A 21,165-nucleotide genomic window follows, 5' to 3' on the forward strand; every position below is an offset into this window, starting at 1 on the left:
TCACGGGACCTGTGGGGGCCCACACGGCTGAGATCGGGCCAGGATCGGGTAAGACTGGTAACCGTGGAGGGAGGCTGGGAGCGGGCACGCCACATCTCCCGGCGCGTGGCGCACGGCGCCGCCGGCGCCGGACGCGCCACCGTGCGCGCCGGCAAGGCCACCGCCAGCGGCACCGCACGGGCCGGCCGGGCCACCGCCAAAGGAGCGCGCAAGGTCGGCAAGGCCACCCGCAGGCTCACGTACGCGGGCGGCGCGGGCCGCACCGGGCTCGGCCGGCTGATCGAGCTGTCGGCCGGCAACAGCGCCAGTGACGCGCTCGTCACGGTGGCGCTGGCCAGCACCGTCTTCTTCGGCGTGCCGGTGGGCGAGGCGCGCGGCTCGGTCGCCCTCTACCTCGTCATCACGATGTTGCCGTTCGGGCTGCTCGCGCCGTTCGTGGGGCCGATACTCGACCGGTTCAGGTCGGGGCGGCGCTACGTGATGGCGGGCACGCTGTTCGGGCGCGGCCTGCTGTGCTTCGCCATGGCGGCGGCCGTGGGGCCCGGCGACCTGCCGACGCTGTTCATCGGGGCGCTGGGCGTGCTGGTGCTGTCGAAGGCGTACAACGTGTCGCGGGCGGCGATCATGCCGAGCGTGCTGCCTGCCGACATCACGCTCGTGTCGGCGAACGCGCGGGTGGCGCTGTTCACGCTGGTCTCGGCCGGGGTGGCGGTGCCGGTCGGCGCGGGCCTGACCGCGTGGCTGGGCAGCGCGGTGATCCTGCGCGTCGCCATGGTGGCCTTCCTGCTGCTCGGCGTCGTCGCGGTACGCCTGCCGCGGCACGTCGACTCCCCCGACACCGAGGAGGAGGGCGCCGCCCCGCGCTGGCGCACCCTGCTTAAGGTGGGGCCGGCCGTGGCCGAGGCCGTCTGGGCGAACGTGGCCGTGCGCGTCTTCTCCGGCTTCCTGCTGTTCTTCCTGCTGTTCCTGGTGCAGGACAAAGCGGTGCCGTGGCTGGCCGCCGCCGAGCCGTGGGCGCACGACCCGTTCTTCGACATCCCCAAGACGATCGCGCTGCTGGCGGGCGCGGCCGGGCTGGGCGGCCTGGCGGGGGCCGCGGTGGCCAACTGGACGCGCAACCACGCGCCGCAGCTCATCGTGCTGGTCACGCTCGCCATCACGGCGGTCACCACCGTCGTCAGCGCGGTCTTCTTCGGGGTGTGGACGGCGCTGCTGATCTCGCTGGTGGCGGCGTTCGCGCAGGAGCTGGGCAAGCTGGCGCTCGACGCGATCGTGCAGCGGGAGATCGGCGAGGAGGTGCGGTCCTCGACGTTCGGGGTGGTGGAGGCCGTGCTGCAGCTCGCCTGGGTGTTCGGCGGGCTGGTGGGGCTGGTGCTCTCGCTCGGCCGCAGCAGCCTGGCGGGGCTGGTGACGCTGTCGGTCGTGCTGACGGGGGCGCTGGGGTGGCTGCTGGTCGCGCGCGGGAAGCGGGTGCGCGCGACGAAGGCCGACCTGCGCCGCCGCCGCGCCGAGGCCGCCGCAGAAACCACGGCCGAAGCCGCCGCCGCCCATCCCGAGACCGCCCCGTACCCCGAGCCGGACGTGCAGGACGAGCCGCCCGCCAAGCTCGACCCCACCAAACCCCTCACCAACCCGAACGGCTGACCCGCCCCGCCAGGACGGGCCGGTGTCAGGCGTCGAGGTCGTCGGCCACCGCGCGCAGCACCTGGGCGATCTTCTTGGCGTGCGCCGCCTCAGGGTGCTTGCCCCGCTGGTACGAGGTCGAGACCCCGTCGAGCAGCTTGATCAGGTCTTCGACGATGACCACCATCTCGTCCGGCTTCTTCCGCTTGCCCTTCGGCTTCGTCTTGGCCAGGGTCGGCGGCTGGTCCAGGATCCTGACGGACAGCGCCTGCTGGCCCCTGCGGCCCTCGGCCACGCCGAACTCGACCTTCTGGCCGGGCTTGAGCGCGCCCGCGCCCGCGGGCAGCGCGGATGAATGCACGAAGACCTCACCGCCGTCGTCGCGGGTGAGGAAGCCGAAACCCTTGTCGGCGTCGTACCACTTGACCTTGCCACTCGGCACAGGAGGACCTCGTTCAAACAGTCGAAAAGAAGGATGGATGGATGTAGGTTATGCCCCGCGCCGCGGCGGGGCGACCGGGTAAATGCCGGACAATTACCGAAGCGCGTCATGGGGCTGCCAACCGGCGAACCAGGCGGCGAATTCGGTCAGGTCGCCCAGTGCCACATCTGCTCCGTGATCACGCAGCTCTCCCACGGTGTAAGGACCGGTAGCGACTGTCACGCTCACGGCGCCGCCCGCGCGTGCCGCCTGGATGTCCGCGACATGGTCACCAACATAAGCCGCCGCGCCGAAGCGCGCGAGTGCCGATCCCTTGTCGGGGCCGAAAACCGAGCCGACCACTTCGTCCACGTCGAGCCCCAGTGTCTTGACCGTGCCCTTGGCGTCGCGGACGTTCTTGCCCGTCACGACGATCACGCCGCCGCCGGCCCGGCGTACGGCCTCGATGGCCTCGTGGGCACCGGGCATGGCCGTGTGCACCGGAACCCCCATTTCCGGATATATCTCGCGATAGAGGTCGGCGGCGGCCGGGACCTCCTCCGCCGGCAACCAGTTGGCCAGCTCGACCTCCAGCGGCGGCCCCAACCGGCGCACGATCGCCGCACTGTCAAATGGCACGCCCAATCGCACGGCCAGCTCGTCGTAAACGGCCGCGATGCCCGCCCGCGTGTCGGCCAATGTCATGTCAAGGTCGAATCCCACCGAAGTCTTCACATGCTGCAGGATGCCAAACGAGCTCCTACCCGCGGTAACGGCCCTTGTTCCACGGCAAGAGAAATGGGAAGAAAGGAGTTACTTATCGGAGAGGAGCCGCCGTGACCGACACCCCTGAGCCCGGCGACCGGCTCGTCGCCTCCTCCGCCGCGCCCCGCCCCCACCGCCCGGCCCTGCCCGGCGGGCGCCCCGTGAGCGTCCGCCGGCGCGCCGCCGCCCTCCTGGCCGGCCTGGTCCGGCTGCTCAGCAGGGTCGCCGCGCTGGCCCTCGTGCTCTACGCGCTCTTCACCGCGCTCAAGGCCAACCCCGGCAACGTCTGGTACCAGCTCGTCGAGCTGCTCGCCTCGTGGCTGTCGCTGGGCCTGGCCAACCTCTTCCAGCTCGCCGACCCGCGCTGGACGGCGCTGGTCAACTACGGGCTCGCCGCCGTCGTCTGGCTGATCCTCGGCTCCGCCGTGGCCGGCCTGATCCGGCGCGCGGGCTCCTGACGTGCAAAGTCCGGCCCTTGCCGCGTGCCGCTGAAGCGCGACTCGCGGCAACGATTACTCTCCTTACGGAGGTATCACCGTAGATATGAGCAGATCGACCCGTGAGCGGATCATCGATGAGGCCCTGAGGCTGTTCGCCGAGCGGGGTTACTCCGCCACATCCGTGGCCGAGATCGAGGCCGCCTCAGGGCTGTCTCCCGGCGCCGGCGGGCTCTACCGGCACTTCAAGTCCAAGTACGAGGTGCTGGCCGCCGCCATCAACGAGCACGCCAGCAGGACCCGCCTCCAGGTGGCCGGCAGCCTGGCCGAGCTGAGCAGCATGGAAGCGTCGGTGGACCTGGAGGAACGGCTGGCCCACGTGTGCCGCGCCGGCCTGGCCAAGGTGCGCGAGGAGTCGGAGCTGACCCGGGTCTTCTTCCGCGACCTGAGCCAGTTCCCCGAGCTCGTCGCGGTCGTGCGCGAGGGGCTGCTGCAGCCCATGTTCGACGCCATCGTGACCTGGTTCCAGGCACAGCCCGAGTACCGCGACGTCAAGCTCGACTGGGCGGGCATCGCGACCGTGCTCGGGGGCTCCGTGGTGCACTACCGGCTGTTCCAGGAGACGGTGGGCGAGCTGCCGGGGCACGCGGAGAAGGACCAGTTCGTGGCCGCCTGGGTACGCCTGGCGGTCGGCCTGCTGCCCAGCCCCGCGCCGGTCAGCTGACGTCGAGCAGCCGGTAGGCCAGCCAGACGACGCCGACCCCCGTACCGATCATGAACATGGTGCCGCTGACGTCGAAGAACTGCTGGACGAACGCCTGCAGCCCCGCCTCGATCCCCACCCGCAGGCCGCCGATGACCACGCCGCCCACCGAGTAGCCCAGCAGCGGCGCGCCGATCCCGAGGAACTTGTCGCGGGCGTTCCAGCCGTCGCCGAGCAGCACCAGCGCCGCCCCCACCGCCCACACCACCAGGGGCACCTCGAAGATGGCCAGCGGCGGCAGGTCGACCGGCACCAGCAGCGCCGCCACGACCAGGATCACCATGGCGGCGACGTCGCGGGGGTGCTCCTTGACGATGGTCCTGGCGTCCCGGCCGCCGGTGGCCATCGGGTTGGCGCTCGACATGGCCGCCCTGCGCAGCCCCGCGAACGGCAGCCCGCGGCCCTCCCGCCGCCGGTCGAGCCGGTCCTGGGCGATCCTCCGGTACGCGCGGACGCCGGGCGGCCCGTCCCGGTCGTCCACGATCGCGGGGAACTCCCGCGTCCCCGAGGGTCCCTCCGCCCGCGTCCCGGACGCGCCTTCCACCCGCGTCCCGGACGGGCCTTCCGCTCGCGCTCCCGGCGCGCCTTCCGCCGATCCGTCCGGAGCCGTGACAAGCCCGGCCGGCGCGCCCGGAGTGCCGGGCCCGCCCGACGCACCCGAAACGCCCGACGCGCCCGGCGCGCCCGTGCGGGCCAGGTCGCGTCCCGTCGGGACGCCGCGCTCGGCCAGCCGCCTGACCTCCCGCTCGACCAGCGCGGCCGGATCGCCGAAGCGGGCCAGCACCTTCGCCACCTCGCGGGCGCTCTGGCTGCCGCGCCGCTCGATCTCGATCCTGGCGCGCAGCCGCTTGGCGAAGTCGAGCCGCTGGTCGGGCCGGAGCACGCCGTGGGCGGCGTCGGCCGCCTTCGAGACGTAGTTCAGCACGAGCTGGTCCGCGCGCTCTATCACGCCTAGCAATGCTGCCCCAATCAGGGGGGACATACCATGGCAACGATGGAGTTCACGGAGTGGATCAGGGGGCGCACCGACGAACAGCTGCGGGCGCTCGTCTCCGCGCGTCCCGAGTTGATCACTCCGGTGCCCGCGCATCTGGAGGGCCTCGCCTCGCGGGCCGCCAGTCCTTCGGCGATCGGCAGGGTGCTGGACCGGCTCGACCGGTTCACGCTGGCCGTGGTGGAGACGCTGGCGGTGCGGGAGGAGCCGATCTCGAAGGACGCGCTGCGCGACCTCGTCGGGAGGGCGCTGGCGTCCGATGACAGCGCGCGTCAAAAGCCCGCCGAGGGCCGGGATCCGGAGCCCGCGCTGTCCACGGCGCTCGACAGGCTGCGCGACCTGGCGCTGGTCTACGGGCCGGACGACGCGCTGGAGCTGGGCCCCGGCGTGCGCAAGGTGCTCGACGACCCGGCGGGGCTGGGCCCGAGGGCGGCCGACGCGTTCCGGCATCACGCGCCGGAGCAGCTCGACGAGATGGCCGACGACGTCGCGCCCGGCACGCCGGGGTCGGGCAAGGAGCGGCTGGCGGCGGCGCTGGCGCGGCCGGCCGCGCTGGTCGAGTCGGTCTCGCCCGAGGCGCGGGCGGCGCTCGACCAGCTCGTGTGGGGCCCGCCGACCGGCCGCGTGCCGAACGCCAGGCGCGAGGTGCGGGTGGCCTCGGCCCGCTCCCCCATCGAGGAGCTGCTCGCGCGCGGCCTGCTGGCCGCCACGGGCGAGGAGAGCGTGACGCTGCCCCGCGAGGTCGGCCTGTTCCTGCGGGGCGGCCGGGTGCACCGCGACCTGCTGGCGGTGCCGCCGCCGCTGACCGGCGCCACCCGTGACACGAGCCTGGCCGACCGCACGGCGGCGGGGCAGGCGTTCTCGTTCGTCAGGGCCGTCGAGGAGCTGTGCGAGCGGTGGAGCGTGGAGCCGCCGGGCGTGCTGCGCACCGGCGGGCTGGGGGTGCGCGACCTGAAGCGGACGGCGGGCGAGCTGGACCTGCCGGAGTGGGTGACGGCGCTGGTGGTCGAGGTCGCGCACGCGGCCGGGCTGATCGCGGCGGGCGGCGGCGTCGACGGCGAGTGGCTGCCGACCTCCGGCTACGACCTGTGGCGGGTGCGGCCCACCGCCGACCGCTGGACGACGCTGGCCGCCACGTGGCTGCACATGGACCGGGTGCCCGGCCTGGTCGGCGAGCGCGACGACCGCGACCGGCCGCTCAACGCCCTGCACACCGACCTGCGCCGCTCCTCCGCGCCGGGGGTCAGGGCGGCCGCGCTGGGCGTGCTGGCCGCCGCGCCGGGCCTGGCGCCCGACCGCGACTCCGTGCTCGAACGGCTGGCGTGGGAGCAGCCGCGCCGCCGGGGGCCGCTGCGCGAGCAGCTCGTCGACTTCACGCTTCGGGAGGCCGAGCAGGTCGGCGTGACGGGGCTGGGCGCCCTGTCCGGGCACGGGCGGGCGCTGGTCGAGGGCGGCGACGCGGCCGAGGTGCTGGCGCCGCTGCTGCCCGAGCCGGTCGATCACGTGCTGCTGCAGGCCGACCTCACCGCGGTCGCGCCGGGGCCGCTGACGAGCGAGCTCAACCGCTGGATGACGCTCACCGCCGACGTCGAGTCGAAGGGCGGCGCCACGGTCTACCGGTTCAGCGAGAGCTCGATCCGGCGGGCGCTCGACGCGGGGCACGGCGGCGAGGAGCTGGTCGCGATGCTGGCCAGGCATTCGGCCACGCCGGTGCCGCAGGCGCTGTCGTACCTGGTGACGGACGTGGCCAGGCGGCACGGGCGCATCCGCGTGGGCACGGCGAGCGCGTACATCCGCTGCGACGACCCCGCGCTGCTCGACCAGATCACCGCCGACCGCCGCTCGGCCGCGCTGCGGCTGCGCCGGCTCGCGCCGACCGTGATCGCCTCCCGCTCGTCCAGGGCGGCGCTGGTCGACTCGCTGCGGGCCATGGGGTACGCGCCGGTCGCCGAGTCGCTCGACGGCGACGTGATCATCTCGCAGCTCGAAAGCCGGCGCACCGAGGGTGTGGCGCCGGCCCGCGCCGTGGCCTCGCCCAACGGCCTCGACCCCGAGGTGGCGGCGGCGGCCGTGCGGGCGCTGCGGGCCGGCGACGCCGCCCACCTGGCCCGCCGCGAGCCGGTGGACGCGCCTGGCGGCCAGGTGCCGCGCGGGCCCGCCACGGCCACGATCTCGGCGCTGCAGGAGGCGATCAAGCAGGGCGTGCGGGTGTGGATCGGGTACCTCGACTCGCAGGGCAACGCGACCTCACGCATCCTGGAGCCGGCGCGCATGGAGGGCGGCTACCTGACGGCGTACGACGAGACGCGCGCGGCCGTGCACCGCTTCGCCCTGCACCGCATCACGGGCGTCGCCGGTCTCTGACCCCCCATCACCCTGCCCCACCATCACCGGGCGGGCAGGCTTTTGAGTGACTGGGCGGCCACCGCCGCCGCGGGGCCGCCCAGCGTCTCCAGGCGGCGCAGCACCCGGGCGCAGTCGTCGGGGTAGCGCACCGACAGCCCGCCGCCCAGCGCCACGGCCGCCGCCGTCGCCCGGATGTCGTGCGGGTCGGCGGCCCAGCCCAGCGCGATGCCGAGCGCCTCGGGGGCGAGGGTGTCGTCGGCGCACAGGTACGACAGCACGTTGGCCGCCGCCACCCGCTCGGCCGCGCTCCCCCGGGCCCAGACCTCCAGGAACTCCTGCCGCGCCTCCTTCATGGAGTGCCGGGCCAGCAGCGCCACGCCCTCCGCCGCCCGTACCTGGACGGCCGGCCCCTGCCCGGGCAGCGACCTGACCCATTCGCGCAGCGGCTGCCACAGCCCGAACCCGTACCGGGCGACCAGCTCGGCCAGCACCCGCGCCCGCTGGTGGGGGGCGCGGAAGGTGACGAGCCCGTCCTCGACGCCGATCAGCGGGCCGCCGGCGGGGCGGTGGCCGATCTCCTGGCAGAGGCGTTCGAGCCGGGCGAGCTGCTCGCCGAAGGCGGGCTCGGCCAGCCGGTGCGTGAAGGCGAGCGCCGCCACGGCCAGCACCTCGCGCATGGGCGGCTTGGTGTCGAGCCAGGCCGTCACCTCCTCGCCGGCGGGCTCGCCGCCGGGCGACAGTCGCGCGGCCAGGCGGACGACCTCGGCGGGCGTCGGCAGCGTCCGCGCCAGCTCCCTGGCGCGGGTCAGCTCGTCGGGCCGCAGCCCGGCGCGCCGGCCGTAGGCGCGCAGGCACAGGTCGAACAGCTCGCCGGGCTCGGGCGCGGCCCAGGCGTGCTCGACCTCGACGGCCTGCGACGGGCCGCCGCTCCTGGTGATCACGAGGTACGAGCCCAGCTCGGCCAGCTTGCGGGCCAGGTTGACCAGCTCGGTGCGGTCGGTGCCGGCGGTGATCCAGTCGTGCAGCAGGTACGCCCGGCCCGGCTTGTACTCGGTGCCGGTCAGCAGGTCAGCGGCGCCGGCGGCGGGCGACAGCACGGTGATCGTGCTCACGGCCAGCGACATGCGCGACAGCAGCGCCAGCGCTCCGAGCCGCCGCCCGGTGTCGTGCTCGCCGACGAGGATGAGCAGGTGCCGGGTGGCCAGCCGGCGCACCGCCTCGGAGAAGCCGCGGGGCTCCAGGTACGAGCGGAGCAGCGTGTCGGCCTCCCGCCGGGTCAGCTGTCCGGTGGCCGGCCCGGTGATGGCGCGCAGGTGCCCGGTGACCGCGAGGTGGCTCCCCATGAGCGTCATGTTGTCGAGGTCGATCTCGCCCGCTTCAGGCGTTTCGGTCACGGAGCCACCTCGGAGGTCTGACTGGAAACTTTTCTACAGGAATTACGACGAGACAACGAGTTTCTTCGCGTTATCGACGCACGTTACCGAGCGTCACCACTCCGCTCCTGAACTGCGGAGACAGGCGGCCAGGACCGCCTTGCGACCCTTGGTACCCCACCTTTACACGATCTAGAGCGACATGAAAACACGAATGGCGATAGAGGAAGCTTTATGCCTATTTACGGGCTACAAGAACACCATCCACAATGACTAGTCAAGAGAGCCGAGGCTTGACTGCGGCTCCTCACACGCATCAGGTTGTGCATGTGACCGAGCAAACGCTGGGCAGGCTGGCGGAGGAGTCGTGGAGCCGGTTCGACGACCACGACTCCATGTACTACGAAGGCGTCTGGCACCGCAGCCACACGCTCGCCGAGCGGGCGCGCCGGATGTGCGGCGGCTTCACCGAGGCGGGCATCCGGCCAGGAGACCGGGTGGCCGTCATGATGGCCAACTCCCCCGAGGTGCCGATCGTCTACCAGGCCCTGTGGGCGGCGGGCGCGGTGGTGACGCCGGTCGTGTTCCTGGTGGGGCCGGAGGAGCTGCGCCACGTCCTGCTCGACAGCGGCGCCGCCGCCGTCGTCACCTCACCCGAGCTGGCCGGCACCGTACGCGCCGCGAACGTCGACCTCCCCGTCCACGTGGACACCCGCGAGCTGGAACGCGCGGCCGAACGCGGCCCCGTCGCCCGCGACCCCGACGACCTGGCCGCGCTCCTCTACACCGGCGGCACGACCGGCAGGGCCAAGGGCGTCATGCTCAGCCACCACGGCCTGTGGCACGTGGCCAAGGACGCCTTCGAGCTGTCCCACCAGGAAGGCAGGAACCGGGCGCTGGTGCCGGTGCCGCTGACGCACTCGTACGGACTGATCGTCACGATCGCCTCGCTGCACGCGAGCGAGCCGCAGCAGGCGGTGCTGACGCGCTGGTTCGACCCGCGCGAGTTCCTGCGGCTGGCCGCCGAGCAGCACGTGCACTACGGCACCGTCGTGCCCTCCATGATCCACTCCCTGCTCGCCGAGCCGCTCGAAGAGCACCCGCTGCCCGACCTCGCCTACCTGACCTGCGGCGCGGCGCCGCTGGGCAGGCGGACGCTGGAGGAGTTCGAGCGCAGGATGCCGGGCGTGCAGATCCTGGAGGGGTACGGGCTGACCGAGACCAGCGCGGTCACCACGTTCAACCCGCCGGGCCGGCGCCGGGTCGGCAGCGTCGGCCTGCCGCTGGCCGGCTACACGATCACCATCCGCGACAACGACGGCGAGGAGGTGGAGCCCGGCGACGTCGGCGAGATCTGCGTCTCCGGCGACTCCCTGATGCTCGGCTACTGGGGCGAGCGCGAGCCCGACCCCGACGGCACCGCGCTGGTCGGCAAGGAGCTGCGCACCGGCGACATCGGGTGCGTGGACGACGACGGCTACCTCTACATCGTGGACAGGAAGAAGGACCTGATCATCCGCGGCGGCTTCAACGTGTTCCCCCGCGACGTCGAGGACGCCCTCGACCGGCACCCCGACGTCGTCGTGTCCGGCGTCGTGGGCCGGCCCGACCCCCGCCTCGGCGAGGAGGTCGTGGCGTTCGTTCAGCTCAGGCGGGATGCTACGGTGACGGCCGAGGAGCTGATCGAGTGGGCCCGCGAGCGCGTGGGGCGGGTGAAGTACCCGCGCGAGGTGCGCTTCGTCGACTCCGTGCCCCTGACCAGCGTGCTCAAGCTCGACCGCAAGGCGCTGCGGGGCATGCTCGGCTGAGCCGCCCGCCGAGCCGGACCCATCTCGTGCTCTCGGTCAGACGCGTGTCAATTCCGTGATAAGTGTTGACCTGTCTGGAGGTGAACATGAGTCAGGGTGACCCGTCGGGATATCCGTACCAGCCTTATGGCGCCCCCTACGGCGAGCAGCCGCCTCCGCCGTACGGTTACGGCTACCCGCCGCCTCCTCCGCGCGGCAACGGGCCGAGCGCCAACGCGATCGTCGCCCTCGTGCTCAACATCTTCGCGCTCGTCTCCTGCTGCAACGTCCTGGCCCTGCCGGGCGCGATCCTGGCCGGCCTGGCCATCGGCAAGTCCAGCCACGAGCCGGGCACGGCCCGCACCATGGTGATGTGGAGCTGGATCCTGTTCGGGGTCGGCTTCGTGCTCACCATCGGCACGTTCATCGTCCTCGGCGTCAGCGGCGCCTTCGACGACCGCTGACCACGCGACCAGGCGATCCTGAGGACTAATCCTGGCCCGCCCGTTGTTGGAGAGTCGGAGCGGGGGCGCCGGGATCGCGAGACGATGGTCCTGTTGCGCCAGGCCCCCGTCCGAAACCCCACGGAGACTGCCAGTGAGCGATGGACCGCTGATCGTCCAGTCGGACAAGACGCTGCTGCTCGAGGTCGACCACGAGCGGGCCGACGCCTGTCGTAAGGCGATCGCGCCGTTCGCCGAGCTCGAACGCGCGCCCGAACACGTGCACACCTACCGCGTCACCCCGCTGGCGCTGTGGAACGCGCGCGCCGCCGGCCACGACGCCGAGCAGGTCATCGACGCGCTCATCGGCTTCAGCCGCTACCCGGTGCCGCACGCGCTGCTGGTGGACGTCGCCGAGACGATGGCCCGCTACGGGCGGCTGCGGCTGGAGAAGGACCCCGTCCACGGGCTCGTCCTGACCTCCACCGACCGGGCCGTGCTCGAAGAGGTGCTGCGCTCCAAGAAGATCCAGCCGATGCTGGGCGAGCGGCTCGGCGACGACTCCGTCGTCGTGCACCCGAGCGACCGCGGCAACGTCAAGCAGGCCCTGCTCAAGCTGGGCTGGCCGGCCGAAGACCTGGCCGGCTACGTCGACGGCGAGGCCCACCCCATCACGTTGCGCGAGGACGGCTGGTCGCTGCGGCCGTACCAGCGTGAGGCGGCCGAGGCGTTCTGGAACGGCGGCTCGGGCGTGGTCGTGCTGCCCTGCGGCGCGGGCAAGACCATCGTCGGCGCCGCCGCGATGGCGCAGGCCCAGGCCACCACGCTGATCCTGGTCACCAACACGGTCTCCGCCCACCAGTGGAAGACCGAGCTGATCAAGCGCACGTCGCTGACCGAGGACGAGATCGGCGAGTACTCCGGCAACAAGAAGGAGATCCGCCCGGTCACCATCGCCACCTACCAGGTGATGACCACCCGGCGTAAGGGCGTCTACAGCCATCTGGAGCTGTTCGACGCCCGCGACTGGGGGCTCATCGTCTACGACGAGGTGCACCTGCTGCCCGCGCCGATCTTCCGGATGACCGCCGACCTCCAGGCCCGCCGGCGGGTCGGGCTGACCGCGACGCTGGTGCGCGAGGACGGCCGCGAGGGCGACGTGTTCTCCCTGATCGGCCCCAAGCGTTACGACGCGCCCTGGAAGGAGATGGAGAACCAGGGCTGGATCGCGCCGGCCGACTGCGTCGAGGTGCGCGTCACGCTGACGGACGAGGAGCGGCTGGCGTACGCGATGGCCGAGTCGGAGGAGCGTTACCGCTTCTGCGCCACCACGCCGTCGAAGACGCACGTGACCGAGGCGCTGGTCCGCCGCCACCTGGGCGAGCAGGTGCTGGTCATCGGCCAGTACATCGACCAGCTCGACGAGCTCGGCGAGCACCTCAACGCGCCCGTCATCAAGGGCGAGACGCGAGTGAAGGAGCGCGAGCGGCTCTACCAGGCCTTCCGCGACAAGGAGATCCAGGTGCTGGTGGTGTCGAAGGTGGCGAACTTCTCCATCGACCTGCCGGAGGCGACGGTCGCGATCCAGGTGTCGGGCACGTTCGGCTCGCGCCAGGAGGAGGCCCAGCGGCTCGGACGGGTGCTGCGGCCCAAGTCCGACGGCGGGGGCGCGCGGTTCTACACCGTGGTCAGCCGCGACACGGTGGACCAGGAGTTCGCGGCGCACCGGCAGCGGTTCCTGGCCGAGCAGGGGTACGCGTACCAGATCATCGACGCCGACGACGTGATGGGCGGGGTGTGACGGTTGTGATGCCCGGCCGCTCGTCCTGAGCGGCCAGGCATTCATCGTGGCGTCACGTCCACGAGACTCCGCGGGCCGACATTCGAACCACCCCCCTCACCTGCGTACTATCACGCCGCCTGCGACATACCCCCATGATCCGACAAACCCACCTGATATGCCCGATTTTTTCGGTATTCCCAGGTTCGTTGCAGCTTGCTCGGATCAGCGGACGAGCATGCCCCCGAGGAACAACACGCCCTCGGCCGCGATCCACGCCAGCACCCCCGCGCCCATGAGCTGCGCGAACGCCCGCGAATCCTGCCTGGACCAGGGAAGCAGCCATGCCGCCACCGTGCAGCAGGCGGCCAGCGCGGCGAACAGCCCCGACACGGTGGAGACCGCGCCGAGCCGCTGCGAGCACGCGGCGGGCGCCTCGCCGCCCGCGCAGAACGCCTCCAGCCCCCACCCCGCGAACACCGACAGACCCCACAACGCCGCGAGCAGGAAGCTCGCGATCGTGGGGATGATCGGCGAGAAACGAAGCTGCACCCGCGCCACCTCCTATGCCTACCCAGCCGGGCGCCGGTAAATGCTTTGGATGCGTGCGGAAATCCCTACTAGACTGGCCGATTCGCTGCCTTTGACCACCTCCGTATCTCACCAGGGAGGCGCTTTCGCATGCCCACGCACGAGTTGGCCCCGGACATACCCACCGACGTCCTGGCCGCCGAGCAGGCCCACCTCGCCGAATCACGAGCCGCGCTCAAAGCCATGCGCGCCCACGCGCAGTCGCTGTCCGCCGACGCGGCCGGCGACTGGGTGTCCCAGCAGATCCTCCAGTCGCTGCTCGACCAGCGGGTGGCCGCGCTCGCCGACCACCCCGACACCCCGCTGTTCTTCGGCCGCCTCGACCGCGCCCCCGACGCGCGGGACGAGAGCGGCGAGGAGCAGGCCGAGCTGCCCGCCACCATCTACGTCGGCCGCCGCCACGTGCACGACGGCCACAGCAAGCCGCTGGTCATCGACTGGCGGGCGCCCGTCTCCCGCGCCTTCTACCAGGCCAGCCCGGCCGACCCCATGGGCATCGTGCGCCGGCGCCGCTTCGGCTACCACGGCGGCGAGCTGACCGCGTTCGAGGACGAACCGCTCGGCGAAGGCGTCGAGATCGGCCCCTCGAAGATCCTCACCGAGGAGATCGAGCGCCCCCGCACCGGCCCCATGCGCGACATCGTCGCCACCATCCAGCCCGACCAGGACGAGATCGTCCGCTCCACGCTCGCGCAGACCGTGTGCGTCCAGGGCGCCCCCGGCACCGGGAAGACCGCCGTCGGCCTGCACCGCGCCGCCTACCTGCTGTTCACCCACCGCGAGCGGCTGGCCAGGTCCGGCGTCATGATCGTCGGGCCGAACCGGGCCTTCCTGTCCTACATCTCCTCCGTCCTGCCCGCCCTCGGCGAGGTCAAGGTCGACCAGACCACCGTCGCCGGCCTGCTCGGCGAGCACGCGGCCCCCGAAGACCCGCTCGTCTCCGCCGTGAAGGGCGACGCCAGGATGGCCGCCGTCCTCGAACGCGCCCTCTGGCTGCACATCGTCAAGCCGACCGAGGGCGTGGTGTTCACCAAGGGCGCCTACCGCTACCGGGTGGCCGACTACGAGGTCCGCGAGATCGTGGCCTCCCTGCGCGGCACCACCCGCTACAACCCCGGCCGGGCCGCGCTCGCCCAGCGCCTGGCCCACATGGTGCTGGTCAGGATGGAGCAGCGCGGCGAGTCGCCCGACGACCGCGTCCAGGACGCCGTGGCTCGCTCGAAGCCCGTCAAGCAGCTCGTCGACGCGGTGTGGCCGAAACTGACGCCCGAACAGGTGCTCCACCGCCTCCTGTCCGACCCCGCCTTCCTCGCCCAGGCCGCCAAAACCGACCTGACGGCTGAGGAGCAGGAGCTGCTCATCTGGCGCAAGCCGTACCGGAGCTGGAAGTCCGCGAAATGGTCGGCGGCCGACGCGGCCCTCCTCGACGAGCTGCGCGACCTCATGGAACGCACGCCCTCACTCGGCCACCTCGTCGTGGACGAAGCCCAGGACCTGTCGGAGATGCAGCTCAGGGCGCTCGGCCGGCGCTGCCGCAACGGCTCCGCCACCGTCCTCGGCGACCTCGCCCAGGGCACCACACCCTGGTCCACCAGCTCCTGGAAGTCGGTGCTCGAACACCTCGGCCAGCCCGAAGGCGAGGTCACGGAGCTGACGCTCGGCTTCCGCGTCCCCCGCGAAGTGCTCGACTACGCCGCCCGCCTCCTCCCCTCCATCGCCCCCGACCTCGCCGCCCCCCGCTCGCTGCGGCCCGGCGCCGGCTCCCTCACGATCCGGCAGGGCCTCGCGATCGCCCAGGCCGCCGAGGAGGCGCTGGCCAAGGAGGGCTCCATCGGCGTGATCGTCCCCGACGCGCTGGTCGCCGACGTCTCCAAGGCGCTGGCCGACCTCCCGCACGCCGTCCTCGACCCCGACGCCGCCGAGGAACACCGCCTCCTCATCGTCCCCGCCACGCTGGCCAAGGGCCTCGAGTACGACCACGTCATCGTCGTCGAACCCGCCGACATCGTCGCGGCCGAGCCGCGCGGGCTGGCCCGCCTGTACGTCGTCCTCACCCGCGCCGTCACCTCCCTGACGGTCCTGCACGACAAGCCACTCCCCGAACAATTGGCGGCCTGACGGGTGGTGGGCGCTCGTGACACCTGATGGACGGCCGGCTGCTCTGGCGGCCTGACGGAGGGCGGGCGCTCGTGACGCCTGACGGGCGGCGGGCGCGGCCGCTTCTAGGATGGCTGAGCAAGCAGCAGCTACTCACTCTAGGAGGATGCCGTGCCCGCACCCCTTCCCCACGAGTTCCTGCCGTCGGTGCCCGCGCTCACGGTCGAGAGCGACGACATCCAGGACGGCCGACGACTCGCCGATCTCCACGTCTTCGACGACTGGGGGATGAGCGGCCAGAACCAGTCGCCTCACCTGCGCTGGTCCGGCGCCCCTGAGGGCACCCGCGGCTACGCCGTCACCTGCTACGACCCCGACGCCCCCACGGGCAGCGGCTTCTGGCACTGGGTCCTGTTCGACCTCCCGGCCACCGTGACCGAGCTGCCCACGGGCGCCGGCACGGCCCCCGACTTCAAGGGCCTGCCCGACGGCGCCGTCCACGCCCGCAACGACTACGGCACCAAGGCGTACGGTGGCGCCGCCCCGCCTCCCGGCGACCCGCACCGCTACGTCTTCACCGTGCACGCCCTGGGCGTGGACCACCTGGGGGTGGACGCCGACGCCAGCCCGGCGGTAGTGGGCTTCAACATCACCGCCAACACCCTGGCCAGGGGCCACATCGTCGCCCACTTCGGCGTCTAGCCCGGGCCTTCGCGGGCGCCTGGCGAACGTCAGGCGCCCAGGCCCACCCCGGCACCACCCGCCGCACGTGACATCCGGCGGACCAACCTGCCCGGCGCATGGCCCGCCACGCGTGGCGCCCGCAGGCCAGGCAGCCCGACGGCCGGCGGTCAGCAGTCAGCGGCTCAGCATGTTCGCCCAGGCGCCTCGCGCGCTCAGCCGACCGGCTCGGCAGCCCACCCAGTAGCCCGGCGGCTGGCAGCCTGGCGGCTCGGGGCTGGCGGCTCGGGGCTGGCGGCTCAGCCTTCTGCGGTCCGGCGCATCGCCCGACCTGCTCGGCGGGCCGAGCGGGTCGGCGTCCCGGCGGGTTGAGGTGAGTTGGTTTCAGCGGGCCAGGGCGGCGGCGGGGCAGCCTACGAGGCCCGGCAGGAGTTCGTCCACGAGGGGGATGCCGAGGCCCGGGCCCGGGGCGCAGATGGGGAGCATCTGGAGCTCGCGCGGCAGCACGATGTCGCGGGCCGGCTCGACGTCATACGCCGGCTCGGTGTCGCTCTTCGGCTCGACGTCGTACGCAGGCTCGATGTCACGCGCCGACTCGATGTCACGCGCCGACTCCATGTCGCGCGCCGGTTCGATGTCGCTCTTCGGCTCGCCGCCGAAGCGGATCCGCGTGCCCGGCTTGTTCTCGGCCCTGGCCTTGGCGTCCTTCGCGTCGGCGTGCGCCCGGGCCTGCGCTTCTTCGGCGTCCGCGCGGGCCTCGGCCACCGCGTCGGCGTGGGCCGCGGCGAAGGCGGCGGCCCAGTCGGAGGCCGTCCACTCGTGGTCGGCGTGGGCGGGAGCGGCCGCCGCGGTGGCGGCCGTCAGGGCCAGGGCGGCGATTCCGAGAACGCGCCTGCTGCGGAAGAACACTGTTCGCTCCTTCGGTCGAGGTCGAGGTGTGAGCGCACCCACCTTCCCTCACTTGAAGTAAGCGATCAATGACGAAACGTAATAACGGAGAAACAAAACAAGAGCGGCCCGGGAAAACCCGGGCCGCTCTTCGTCCGTGCGGCGAGAAAAGACCTAGAAGTCCATGTCGCCGCCGCCCGGCATGGCCGGGGCGGCGGGGGTCTTCTCGGGCTTCTCGGCGATGACGGCCTCGGTCGTCAGGAACAGCGCCGCGATGGAGGCGGCGTTCTGCAGCGCCGAGCGCGTCACCTTGGCCGGGTCGATGATGCCCGACTCGAACATGTTGACGTACTCGCCGGAGGCCGCGTTCAGACCCTCACCCGGGGTGAGGTTGCGCACCTTCTCGACCACGACGCCGCCCTCGAGACCGGCGTTGACCGCGATCTGCTTGAGCGGCTCCTCCAGCGCCTTCTTGACGATGGCGGCACCGGTGGCCTCGTCGCCGTTCAGCTCCAGCTTGTCGAACGCCTTGGCGCCGGCCTGCAGCAGCGCCACGCCACCGCCGGGCACGATGCCCTCCTCGACGGCCGCCTTGGCGTTGCGCACGGCGTCCTCGATGCGGTGCTTGCGCTCCTTCAGCTCGACCTCGGTCGCCGCACCGGCCTTGATCACCGCGACGCCGCCGGCGAGCTTGGCCAGCCGCTCCTGCAGCTTCTCACGGTCGTAGTCGGAGTCGGTGCGCTCGATCTCGGCGCGGATCTCGTTGACCCGGCCGGAGATCTGCTCGGCGTCACCGGCGCCGTCGACGATCGTGGTCTCGTCCTTGGTCACCACGACCTTGCGGGCGCGGCCCAGCAGGTCGAGGGTGGCGGTCTCGAGCTTGAGGCCGACCTCCTCGGCGATGACCTGGCCGCCGGTCAGGATCGCGATGTCGTTCAGCATCGCCTTGCGGCGGTCGCCGAAGCCCGGCGCCTTGACGGCGACGGAGCGGAACAGGCCGCGGATCTTGTTGACGACCAGGGTGGCCAGGGCCTCGCCCTCGACGTCCTCGGCGATGATCAGCAGCGGCTTGCCGGACTGCACGACCTTGTCGAGCAGCGGCAGCAGGTCCTTGTTGGCGGAGACCTTGCTGTTGACGATCAGGATGTACGGGTCTTCGAGCACGGCCTCCATGCGGTCGGAGTCGGTCACGAAGTACATCGACGTCATGCCCTTGTCGAAGCGCATGCCCTCGGTGAGCTCGAGCTCGAGGCCGAAGGTGTTGCTCTCCTCGACGGTGATGACGCCTTCCTTGCCGACCTTGTCCATCGCCTCGGCGATGAGCGAGCCGATCTCGGCGTCGGCGGCGGAGATGGAGGCGGTGGAGGCGATCTGCTCCTTGGTCTCCACGTCCTTGGCCAGCTTGGAGAGCTCCTCGCTGACGCGCTCGACGGCGGCCTCGATGCCCTTCTTCAGGGCCATCGGGTTGGCGCCGGCGGCGACGTTGCGCAGACCCTCACGCACCAGCGCCTGGGCGAGCACGGTGGCGGTGGTGGTGCCGTCACCCGCGACGTCGTCGGTCTTCTTGGCGACTTCCTTGACCAGCTCGGCGCCGATCTTCTCCCAAGGGTCCTCGAGCTCGATCTCCTTGGCGATGGACACACCGTCGTTGGTGATCGTGGGAGCGCCCCACTTCTTCTCCAGCACGACGTTGCGGCCCTTGGGGCCGAGGGTCACCTTGACGGCGTCGGCGAGCTGGTTCATACCGCGCTCGAGACCGCGCCGGGCGTCCTCGTCAAACGCGATCATCTTGGCTGCCATAAGGCTAGACCTCCCAGATGCAGGGTGGCTTGTCGTGGACCGAGCCGACGCCCGCGACGGCATGGGTCAGCATCTCCGTTCGGCAGACCCCATCGTCTCGATCCGGTGTTGGCACTCTGCTGCACAGAGTGCCAACGAACTGTTTAGCACTCTACCCTGCCGAGTGCAAGCGAACGCCACCCTGCCCGGCATTACCGCCCAGGTCAGTCCGCCGTTACGGCGAGCCGCGCCGGCATCACCCTCACCCGCCGTCCCAAGCACCCGCGCGGACGGTCGGTACGGCGAGCCGCGCGGAGCGGCCCGCCGCACTCGAGTCGGCGAAAGAGAGGTGACGGTTCGCACGGACTGCGTTGCCGTGCGTTCCCGCCCGGTGCATACCAGCGGTTACGTTCAGACCGCGCGGACGGACTCCGCCTGCGGCCCCTTCTGGCCCTGCGTGATCTCGAACTCGACACGCTGCCCCTGTTCGAGAGAGCGGTACCCGTCCATCAGGATCGCTGAGTAATGGACGAATACATCCTTACCACCGTCTACCGCGATGAAGCCGTAGCCCTTGTCCGCGTTGAACCACTTGACGGTGCCCTGCGCCACTTCCGACTCCTCTTACTGGTCTCCCAGATCTCGCCCATTCCTCCGCGGGACCTGTAATCGTATGACTTAAGGGAAAAGCAGCCAGACGATCGCCCTCGACCATACCTGTGGCACGGGGTTTGGCAACAGAGTCAATCCGCAAACTGCCTATTTCTTCGCAGCGCGGGTCGTTCAACGTTGAATTGGCCTGGAAAAGGAGAAGGCGCCCACTAGGGGCGCCTTCAACGGGGTGACCTCCGGGGCTCAGCCGCCCGCGACGGCCGGGATGATGGAGATCTGCGTGCCTTCGGGGGCGGGAGTGTCGAGCCCTTCGGCGAAACGGACGTCCTCTTCCCCAACGTAAACGTTGACGAAACGACGAATCTTGCCCGATTCATCCAGAATTCTCGCGCCGATCCCCGGGTAGTCGGAGTCGAGCTTGGCGAGCACGTCACGAAGAGTCGCGCCTTCGCCACTGACCTCCGCGTTCCCCCCGGTGTACGTGCGCAGAATGGTGGGAATCCGCACAGAAACGCTCATGGTTCAAATCGCCTTTCCTGGTTGTCAGACAGTCGCGCGGAACGCGTCGAGAGAGGGCTTGATCACGGCGGTCGGCTCGACGGCCTCGCCGGAGAGCACGTCGAGCGTCTTGAGGCCGTCGCCGGTGTTGAGCACCACGGTCTCCGCCTCGGGGTCGAGCACCCCGCTCTCGGTGAGCTTCTTCAGCACGCCGACGGTGACCCCGCCGGCGGTCTCGGCGAAGATGCCCTCGGTCGAGGCCAGGAGCTTCATCGCGGCCACGATCTCGGCGTCCGTGACGTCCTCGACGCCACCTCCGGTGCGCCGGGCGATGTCCAGCACGTACGGCCCGTCGGCGGGGTTGCCGATGGCCAGCGACTTGGCGATGGTGTCGGGCTTGACCGGCTGGACGACGTCGTGCCCGGCCTTGTAGGCGGTGGAGACCGGCGAGCACCCGGCGGCCTGCGCCCCGAAGATCTTGTACGGGGTGTCCTCCACGAGGCCCAGCTTCACCAGCTCCTTGAAGCCCTTGTCGATCTTCGTGAGCTGCGAGCCGGACGCGATGGGGATGATGATCTGCTCGGGCAGCCGCCAGCCGAGCTGCTCGGCGATCTCGTACGCGAGCGTCTTGGAGCCCTCGGCGTAGTAGGGCCGCAGGTTCACGTTGACGAAGCCCCATTTGTCGCCCATGGGGTCGCCGATCAGCTCGGAGCAGAAGCGGTTGACCTCGTCGTACGTGCCGTCGATGCCGATCAGCCGCCCGCCGAAGACACGCGCCATGGCGATCTTGGCCTTTTCCAGGTTGGCCGGGATGAACACGCACGCGTCGAGCCCGGCCCGCGCGGCGGCGGCGGTGACGGCGCCGGCGAGGTTGCCCGTGGAGGAGCAGGAAAGCGTGTGGAAACCGAAGTTCCGGGCCGCCTCCACGGCCATGGCCACGACCCGGTCCTTGAAGGAGTGGGTGGGGTTGCCCGAGTCGTCCTTGACGTAAAGGGACTTGATGCCGAGCGCGCGCCCCAGGTTTCCGGCCTTGACCAATTTCGTCCAGCCGGGGTTCATATTGGGCTTACTGGCCACGTCGACCGGAACGGGGAGCAGCGAGCGGTAACGCCAGATGTTCGCGGGACCGGATTCGATCTCCGCGCGCGTCACCTCGCCGAAGTCGTAGGCTGCCTCCAGCGGCCCGAAACACTCCTGACACGCGAAGTTCGGGCCCAGCGGGTAACGGGCGCCGCACTCGCGGCAGGACAGAGCGACGGCAGGACCAAAGTCGAGCGACATGAAGCG

Annotated in this window: 19 protein-coding genes; 9 read left to right on the forward strand and 10 right to left on the reverse strand. The window is 71.4% G+C overall.

What is annotated here, in order from left to right:
- The first annotated feature begins 63 nt into the window (after positions 1-63).
- Positions 64-1,644: an MFS transporter gene (locus KIS93_RS28825; RefSeq protein ID WP_080044740.1), complete on the forward strand. Its 1,581-nt coding sequence runs from the start codon at positions 64-66 to the stop codon at positions 1,642-1,644.
- Positions 1,645-1,669: 25 nt separating this feature from the next.
- On the opposite strand, the gene KIS93_RS28830 is transcribed toward KIS93_RS28825, so the two are convergent.
- Together KIS93_RS28830 and KIS93_RS28835 are read right to left on the reverse strand one after the other, a co-directional pair.
- Entirely contained in the window at positions 1,670-2,065 is a 396-nt protein-coding gene (locus tag KIS93_RS28830; protein ID WP_080044739.1) for a cold-shock protein, read from the reverse strand.
- Positions 2,066-2,158: 93 nt separating this feature from the next.
- Complete coding sequence (locus KIS93_RS28835) at positions 2,159-2,779, reverse strand: HAD family hydrolase (protein WP_222107650.1); 621 nt, start codon at positions 2,777-2,779, stop codon at positions 2,159-2,161.
- A gap of 101 nt (positions 2,780-2,880) precedes the next feature.
- On the opposite strand from KIS93_RS28835, the gene KIS93_RS28840 reads away from it, so the two are divergent.
- On the forward strand, positions 2,881-3,267 hold the full coding sequence (locus KIS93_RS28840; RefSeq protein WP_080044738.1) for a hypothetical protein: 387 nt from the start codon (positions 2,881-2,883) through the stop codon (positions 3,265-3,267).
- Positions 3,268-3,352: 85 nt separating this feature from the next.
- Positions 3,353-3,970, forward strand: coding sequence for a TetR/AcrR family transcriptional regulator (locus KIS93_RS28845; protein WP_080044737.1), 618 nt, complete (start codon positions 3,353-3,355; stop codon positions 3,968-3,970).
- Here the strand turns inward: KIS93_RS28845 and KIS93_RS28850 are convergent.
- Entirely contained in the window at positions 3,963-4,958 is a 996-nt protein-coding gene (locus KIS93_RS28850; protein WP_155128942.1) for a serine/threonine-protein kinase, read from the reverse strand. The genes KIS93_RS28845 and KIS93_RS28850 overlap by 8 nt on opposite strands.
- A gap of 45 nt (positions 4,959-5,003) precedes the next feature.
- On the opposite strand from KIS93_RS28850, the gene KIS93_RS28855 reads away from it, so the two are divergent.
- Positions 5,004-7,367 carry a helicase C-terminal domain-containing protein gene (locus KIS93_RS28855; RefSeq protein ID WP_080044735.1) on the forward strand — a complete coding sequence of 788 codons (2,364 nt, stop codon included), beginning with the start codon at positions 5,004-5,006 and terminating at the stop codon, positions 7,365-7,367.
- 23 nt (positions 7,368-7,390) lie between these two features.
- On the opposite strand, the gene KIS93_RS28860 is transcribed toward KIS93_RS28855, so the two are convergent.
- Positions 7,391-8,743 (reverse strand): hypothetical protein, encoded by a 1,353-nt coding sequence (locus tag KIS93_RS28860; protein ID WP_080044734.1) that lies wholly within the window; start codon positions 8,741-8,743, stop codon positions 7,391-7,393.
- A gap of 308 nt (positions 8,744-9,051) precedes the next feature.
- On the opposite strand from KIS93_RS28860, the gene KIS93_RS28865 reads away from it, so the two are divergent.
- From KIS93_RS28865 to KIS93_RS28875, 3 genes are all read left to right on the forward strand, one after another.
- Entirely contained in the window at positions 9,052-10,530 is a 1,479-nt protein-coding gene (locus KIS93_RS28865) for an AMP-binding protein (RefSeq protein ID WP_230465753.1), read from the forward strand.
- An 86-nt stretch (positions 10,531-10,616) separates the two neighbouring features.
- Positions 10,617-10,973 (forward strand): hypothetical protein, encoded by a 357-nt coding sequence (locus tag KIS93_RS28870; protein WP_080044731.1) that lies wholly within the window; start codon positions 10,617-10,619, stop codon positions 10,971-10,973.
- Positions 10,974-11,106: 133 nt separating this feature from the next.
- Entirely contained in the window at positions 11,107-12,753 is a 1,647-nt protein-coding gene (locus KIS93_RS28875) for a DNA repair helicase XPB (protein ID WP_080044729.1), read from the forward strand.
- A 204-nt stretch (positions 12,754-12,957) separates the two neighbouring features.
- On the opposite strand, the gene KIS93_RS28880 is transcribed toward KIS93_RS28875, so the two are convergent.
- Positions 12,958-13,284 carry a hypothetical protein gene (locus KIS93_RS28880; protein WP_080044727.1) on the reverse strand — a complete coding sequence of 109 codons (327 nt, stop codon included), beginning with the start codon at positions 13,282-13,284 and terminating at the stop codon, positions 12,958-12,960.
- Between the two features lie 129 nt (positions 13,285-13,413).
- Here KIS93_RS28880 and KIS93_RS28885 point away from each other — a divergent pair, with 129 nt between their 5' ends.
- Together KIS93_RS28885 and KIS93_RS28890 are read left to right on the forward strand one after the other, a co-directional pair.
- Entirely contained in the window at positions 13,414-15,441 is a 2,028-nt protein-coding gene (locus tag KIS93_RS28885; protein ID WP_080044725.1) for a HelD family protein, read from the forward strand.
- A gap of 150 nt (positions 15,442-15,591) precedes the next feature.
- Positions 15,592-16,122, forward strand: a complete 531-nt coding sequence (locus KIS93_RS28890; protein WP_080044723.1) for a YbhB/YbcL family Raf kinase inhibitor-like protein — start codon at positions 15,592-15,594, stop codon at positions 16,120-16,122.
- Positions 16,123-16,485: 363 nt separating this feature from the next.
- Here the strand turns inward: KIS93_RS28890 and KIS93_RS28895 are convergent, their stop codons facing one another.
- The 5 genes from KIS93_RS28895 to thrC form a co-directional block, all read right to left on the reverse strand.
- Positions 16,486-17,010, reverse strand: coding sequence for a hypothetical protein (locus KIS93_RS28895; RefSeq protein ID WP_080044721.1), 525 nt, complete (start codon positions 17,008-17,010; stop codon positions 16,486-16,488).
- A gap of 153 nt (positions 17,011-17,163) precedes the next feature.
- Positions 17,164-18,789 carry a chaperonin GroEL gene (gene groL, locus KIS93_RS28900; RefSeq protein ID WP_080044720.1) on the reverse strand — a complete coding sequence of 542 codons (1,626 nt, stop codon included), beginning with the start codon at positions 18,787-18,789 and terminating at the stop codon, positions 17,164-17,166.
- 390 nt (positions 18,790-19,179) lie between these two features.
- The gene (locus KIS93_RS28905) at positions 19,180-19,380 is read right to left on the reverse strand and encodes a cold-shock protein (protein WP_020546479.1); all 201 of its coding nucleotides are present in this window, start codon (positions 19,378-19,380) and stop codon (positions 19,180-19,182) included.
- A gap of 243 nt (positions 19,381-19,623) precedes the next feature.
- Positions 19,624-19,899: a MoaD/ThiS family protein gene (locus KIS93_RS28910; protein WP_043633550.1), complete on the reverse strand. Its 276-nt coding sequence runs from the start codon at positions 19,897-19,899 to the stop codon at positions 19,624-19,626.
- A gap of 24 nt (positions 19,900-19,923) precedes the next feature.
- Positions 19,924-21,159: a threonine synthase gene (gene thrC, locus KIS93_RS28915; RefSeq protein WP_080044718.1), complete on the reverse strand. Its 1,236-nt coding sequence runs from the start codon at positions 21,157-21,159 to the stop codon at positions 19,924-19,926.
- Between the last annotated feature and the right edge of the window lie 6 nt (positions 21,160-21,165).

Source organism: [Actinomadura] parvosata subsp. kistnae (assembly GCF_900323885.1).
Classification (GTDB): Bacteria; Actinomycetota; Actinomycetes; order Streptosporangiales; family Streptosporangiaceae; genus Nonomuraea; species Nonomuraea composti.